Source organism: Binatus sp. (SeqCode) (genome assembly GCF_036522015.1).
Classification (GTDB): domain Bacteria; phylum Desulfobacterota; class Binatia; order Binatales; family Binataceae; genus Binatus.
This window is the reverse complement of record NZ_DATDGQ010000188.1, coordinates 1-5,333: the sequence shown is the minus strand read 5'-3', so window position 1 is coordinate 5,333 and position 5,333 is coordinate 1. Positions and strand designations below refer to the sequence as shown.

Here is a 5,333-nt window from a genome sequence, read left to right as displayed (position 1 = left end):
GTCCGCAACACGCTCGTCGACCTCGCAAGCGTGCTGCACATCGACGAACTGATGCTCGTGACCGTCGTCCACGACCACCAGGCCCGCCTGCGCTCCCACGAACTCCTGGCTCAGGCTTTCCACCTCACGTCCCGTTGATTGTTGGGTGCAGGGGTCATCCCCTGCCGAAGGAAGCCTGAAAACCACCTCGGGTTTCACACAAAGTTAAGTCCTGACTCAGCCCAGATGCAGTAAAAAGATTATTCTTTGCGTGCTTCGATGCTCCAACCGACACCTTTGGTGCTGCACAGAGCCAAATGGAGCAGCGCTGAGATGGCGTTTGCTTCACGCTGCGGCGTACTCTGGATGAGTCGGGATCGAAATAGGAATCGAGTCCGAATTGATCCAGCCCAAACGGCGGTCCTTCCATTCGCCTTTGACCGCGTTCCGCTCGACCAACATCAAAATTCAATCAGCAAGGCCTTTCGGAGGCTGGTATGTACCTGCCTATTTCTCTAGGAGGCATCGTCGTGATCGTTCTCGTACTTTGGCTCCTCGGCGTAGTTTGACGAACCGGCGACACTTATAAGAGCGCGGTTCGAAGTTTCATAGGACCTATGACTGAGAGTTAGCCTAACTCAACAAATCGAAACAGGACGCTTACACGCGGCGTGGAGAAATCTGGTTGCCAGCGTGCCAAGGAAGACAAAGCCATCATGAATAAGTCGATAATTTCCGCGATAGCAGTGAGCGCGTTCCTCTTCGCATGCCCGCTACTCCAGTCCTGCTCGGATACGAGTAGCCGAACAACCTACACTACGACCAGCGACCCGGGCTATGGTTACTCGCCGTCAGAAACTACCACTACGACCACTACTACCAACAATGAACCCGACAGCGTTGTCGGAGCGACGGCGGATGCAGCTGGAACGATAGTCGAAGCGCCATTCCGGATCGTCGGCGACACCCTGGGCATCCTCTTCTAACTAAGGTGCAGGGGTTACCCTGCCCAGGGAAGTGTGAAACCCACGGACGGGTTTCACATTCAATCAAGTTCTGTCGCTTTCTTCTCGAACCGTATGCGATCGCTCGCGTTGACGTAGGCCGGCGCCCGCTCTAAAAAAGCAGGCGGGGGAGGGAGGATCGCGATGGCCGTCGACGGAGACAAGTTACAGGAACTGATCAATAAAATGTTCGGCGACGTCGGTGCTGCGATGGGCGCGGCGCTGGTGCTGCTTGGCGACAAGTTTGGATTCTACAAAACTCTTGCCGCCGGCGGACCGTTGACGCCTGCCGAGCTCGCGTCGAAAACCGGCACCGTCGAGCGTTACGTGCGCGAATGGGCCTCCGCTCAAGCCGCCGCCGGTTACATCAACTACGACGCCGCCGCAGGCCGCTTTTCGATTTCGCCCGAGCAGGCGCTGGTGCTCGCTGATGAAAACGGCCCGGCGTTTTTCCCCGCCATGTACGAGATTGCGGCCGCCGCCATCCGCGATGAACCCAAAGTAGCCAACGTGTTTCGCAACGGCGGCGGCGTCGGATGGCACGAGCACGACCCCTGCCTGTTCCGCGGCACCGAGCGCTTCTTTCGCCCCGGCTACGCGATGCATCTGGTCTCGGAATGGATTCCTGCGCTCGACGGCGTCAAGCAAAAGCTCGAGCGCGGCGCGCGCGTCGCGGACGTCGGATGCGGTCACGGTGCTTCGGTCATCCTGATGGCGAGGGCGTTTCCGAAATCGAAATTCTTCGGCTTCGATTATCACCAGCCGTCGATCGACCGCGCGCGCGAGGCGGCGCGCGAGGCAGGTGTCGCCGACCGCGCCACTTTCGAGCGCGCCACGGCCAAGGACTACCCGGGGACCTTTGACCTGGTCGCGTTCTTCGACTGTCTGCACGACATGGGCGATCCGGTAGGCGCTGCCGCACACGTGAAGAGCTCGCTCGCGAAAGACGGAACCTGGATGGTGGTCGAGCCGTTCGGCAACGATCGCCTCGAGGACAACCTCAATCCGATCGGCCGCGTGTTCTACGCCGCTTCAACGATGATCTGCGTGCCGGGCTCGCTGTCGCAGGAAGTCGGGCTGGGGCTCGGAACGCAAGCCGGAGAAACGCGGCTGACCGAGGTGCTCAAAGCCGGAGGATTCTCCCGAGTCCGCCGCGCCACGGCAACCCCGTTCAATCTCGTCCTCGAAGCGCGCCCGTGACCAGCCGTCACTGTCGAATTATGTCGAGGGTGCCGTGGCTGAGCGGCCCCGTGCAGCCATTGGTGGTGTACGTTCCCGAGATTTCTCCGTTATTGAACATCCCGTGGAACTTAAAAATGCAACGCCCTTTGATACCCAGCTTGTAGGTCGCACTTATGGCGCCGCTTGAATTGACGCTTCCCTTTATGGAGCCGGGAACGTTGTTCAAGCTGTCGACCCAGGTTCCAAGAAGCTTCGAATGAGAACGTATCTGTGGAATAAAGCCGCCCAAATAAGTGCCGCTACCCAGTTTGGCATCGTCAATAGTTCCCGAGTAGGTGCCTTGGATTTGTTGCGCGGTTACATCCGGAGCAGCGTCCACGTCCTGCGGAGCATCGTCCATGTCCTGCGATGAAGCATCGTCGGCCGGATCGTTCGACTCCTGTGCGGATGCGACGGAACCGCAGAAGCCGCGGTGCGCGACCACATTCTCAACTCGTCCCATCGCGGACATAGCCAAAGCGGTACCAACAATCACCAAGCCAATTTTCGCCAGCATAGTTCCCCCATGCACTGTTTCCGCGATCTTTGACGCGGCAATCCTGCTAAATGTAGTTATTTAGCGCGAATTAGTAGTGCGAGGCTAGTGGTCAGGTTAAGGCGAGCGTGCGGCTCGCCGGCAGATGCCCAAAAGTGTCAGCTAACGGCGGTCAGCAGGCGTCGAGTAGCGACAATACCGTCTAGATTGCAGGATGCCTGTCCTTCCACGGTCGCGCGCGCTCGAACTCGGCCGCCAGCGCGATTATGCCCGCTTCGTCGCCGGGTCGGCCGACAATTTGAAGCGCGAGCGGCAATCCCGCCTGGCTGAATCCGTTGGGGATCGAAATCGCGGGCTGACCGGTCGAGTTGAACGGGAAGGTGAACGCAATCCAGCTGTAGATTTCGTCCGCGCCGGTCGCCGGATTCGAGGGCAGGCTTCCGATGCGCACCGCGGGCCGCGTGAGCGTCGGCGCGAGGACCGCGTCGTAGGGCATCAGCGCATGGATAATCTCGCGCGACGTGTTGTGCATTCCGGTCACCGCGCGGATGTAGTCGGCGGCAGAAATTTTGGCGCCCCATTCGTAGCTCCCGCGCACCACGGGGTCGAGCAGCCCTGGATTCGGGATGTTCAGCGCTGAAACCGACGCGCCGACGATCACGCGCGCAAATTTGCCGAGCATCGCGCCGGGATCGAGCGTGACCGGCTCGATGCTATGTCCCATCTCGCGCAATACGCCGCATGCGGACTCGAGCGCAGTGAGAGTTTCAGCATCCACGGTGCCGAGCGCGCTACGGTTGATAACTGCGAGCCGAAGGTTTTTCGGATGCGCCGCGACCTCCTCGACGAATGGACGCGTAGGCGGTCGCGCCGCGTACGGATCGCCGGGCAGCATCCCGGCCATCGCATCGAGCATCAACGCCGCGTCGCGGACGGTGCGCGCAATCGGCCCGGTGGTCGAGAGCCCGCCCCATGATTCGCCCTCCGACGGCGCCCGCGTGATTCGCCCGCGCGACGGCTTGATTCCCACCAGCCCGCAGCATGCAGCCGGAATTCTCACCGAGCCTCCGCCGTCGCTGCCCTGCGCCACCGGATGCAATCCCGCGGCGACGGCCGACGCGGAACCGCCGCTGGAGCCGCCCGCAGTATGCTCGAGGTTCCATGGATTTCGCGCCGGCGGACACAGACCGCCCTCGGTAGTCGGGCGCAGTCCGAATTCAGGAGTGGAAGTTTTGCCGAGCAGGACTCCGCCGGCGTTGGCGAGCCGCACCGCAAGTTCTGCGTCTGCCGGCGCGTGCCAGTTCTCATAATTCTTCGAGCCGAACGTCGTGCGAATATCCTTGGTCCAGAGCAGATCCTTGAGCGAGTAAGCAACACCGAACAGCGGCAGCTTCACCCCATCGGAAGTGCTCATCTTCTCGAGCCGCGCCGCATCGGCCAGCGCGCGATCGGCAGTGATAGTGATGAACGCGCCCAACTTCGGATTGAGCTGCTCGACGCGCGCAAGAAAAAACTCGGCGACCTCGCGCGGGCGAACTTCTTTCTTGAGCACCAACTCGCGCAGCTCCCACGCTTCGATGAATGGATCGAGCATCGTCATGTGTCCTCACTAGTCGAGCGGCGGATGTTTGTCCTTCCATGGGCGCGCTCTTTCGAATTGCGCGGCGAGCCCGATGATCGTCACCTCGTCGGCCTGACGACCGACGATCTGCATCGCAAGCGGCAGCCCCGATTTGCTGAATCCGTTGGGCACCGAGAAGGCCGGCTGACCCGTCGCGTTGAATGGGAACGTGAACGGAATCCATTCGAGCAACTCGTCCAGGTATTTGCTCGGATGCGAGGGCAGCGTGCCGAGCTTCACCGCCGGCCGGCTGGTGACCGGCGAGATCACGGCGTCGTAAGGCGCGAGCTCTTGCACAATCTCGCGCGACATATTGTGCATCTGCGTCACCTTCATAATGTATTCGACTGCCGTGACTTTCTGCCCGGCATCCCATAGCTCGCGCACCACGGGATCGACCAGGTTGATATCCTTGACCGGCGTCGACCCGACGCCAGCGCAGATCAAGGACATCACAATATCGCGCAGGCGGCCGCCGGGATCGCAGCTGATAGGCTCGACTCGATGGCCCATTTCCTCGAACACCTTCGCGGCGGAATCGAGTGCGGCGAGCGTCTCGGAATCGACTTTCGCCAGCGAGGTTTTTGAGATCATCCCGATTCGCAGATGATGCGGCGGGATCTCGCATGCAGACTGAAACGATGTGACCGGCGCGGGCGCCCAGTATGGATCGCCGACGACCGGACCATGCATCACGTCGAGCATCGTGGCGACGTCGCGCACCGAGCGCGCCATCGGGCCGTCAGTCGCGAATCCCGCCCACGCCTCGCCGGCAACTGGCGACAACGAGATCCGTCCGCGCGACGGTTTGATTCCGACCACGCCGCAGCATGCCGACGGGATGCGAATCGAACCGCCGCCGTCGCTGCCCTGCGCAATCGGGCCAAGTCCTGCCGCGAGCGCGCTGCCTGCGCCGCCGCTCGAACCGCCCGCCGTATGTTCGAGGTTCCACGGATTGCGCGCCGGCGGACACAGGCCACCCTCAGTCGTGGGACGCCCACCGAACTCGGGC

The 5,333-nt window shown here is 61.5% G+C and carries 4 protein-coding genes; 1 reads left to right on the top strand and 3 read right to left on the bottom strand.

The window, feature by feature from the left end:
- The first annotated feature begins 1,127 nt into the window (after nucleotides 1-1,127).
- Nucleotides 1,128-2,183, top strand: coding sequence for a class I SAM-dependent methyltransferase (locus VIW95_RS07990; protein WP_331585164.1), 1,056 nt, complete (start codon nucleotides 1,128-1,130; stop codon nucleotides 2,181-2,183).
- A 7-nt stretch (nucleotides 2,184-2,190) separates the two neighbouring features.
- Here VIW95_RS07990 and VIW95_RS07985 read toward each other — a convergent pair whose 3' ends face one another.
- The 3 genes from VIW95_RS07985 to VIW95_RS07975 form a co-directional block, all read right to left on the bottom strand.
- A complete protein-coding gene (locus VIW95_RS07985; RefSeq protein WP_331585162.1) occupies nucleotides 2,191-2,721 on the bottom strand; it encodes a hypothetical protein in 531 nt (176 codons plus the stop codon).
- Nucleotides 2,722-2,902: 181 nt separating this feature from the next.
- A complete protein-coding gene (locus tag VIW95_RS07980) occupies nucleotides 2,903-4,294 on the bottom strand; it encodes an amidase (protein ID WP_331585160.1) in 1,392 nt (463 codons plus the stop codon).
- 15 nt (nucleotides 4,295-4,309) lie between these two features.
- Nucleotides 4,310-5,333, bottom strand: a 1,024-nt coding sequence (locus VIW95_RS07975) for an amidase (RefSeq protein ID WP_331585158.1), incomplete at its 5' end; no start/stop codon positions are given.

What these genes read in the sequence shown, in the direction of transcription:
- VIW95_RS07990 (WP_331585164.1), top strand. Translation starts at nt 1,128, where the DNA reads ATGGCCGTCGACGGAGACAAGTTACAGGAACTGATCAATAAAATGTTC.
- VIW95_RS07985 (WP_331585162.1), bottom strand. Translation starts at nt 2,721, where the DNA reads ATGCTGGCGAAAATTGGCTTGGTGATTGTTGGTACCGCTTTGGCTATG.
- VIW95_RS07980 (WP_331585160.1), bottom strand. Translation starts at nt 4,294, where the DNA reads ATGCTCGATCCATTCATCGAAGCGTGGGAGCTGCGCGAGTTGGTGCTC.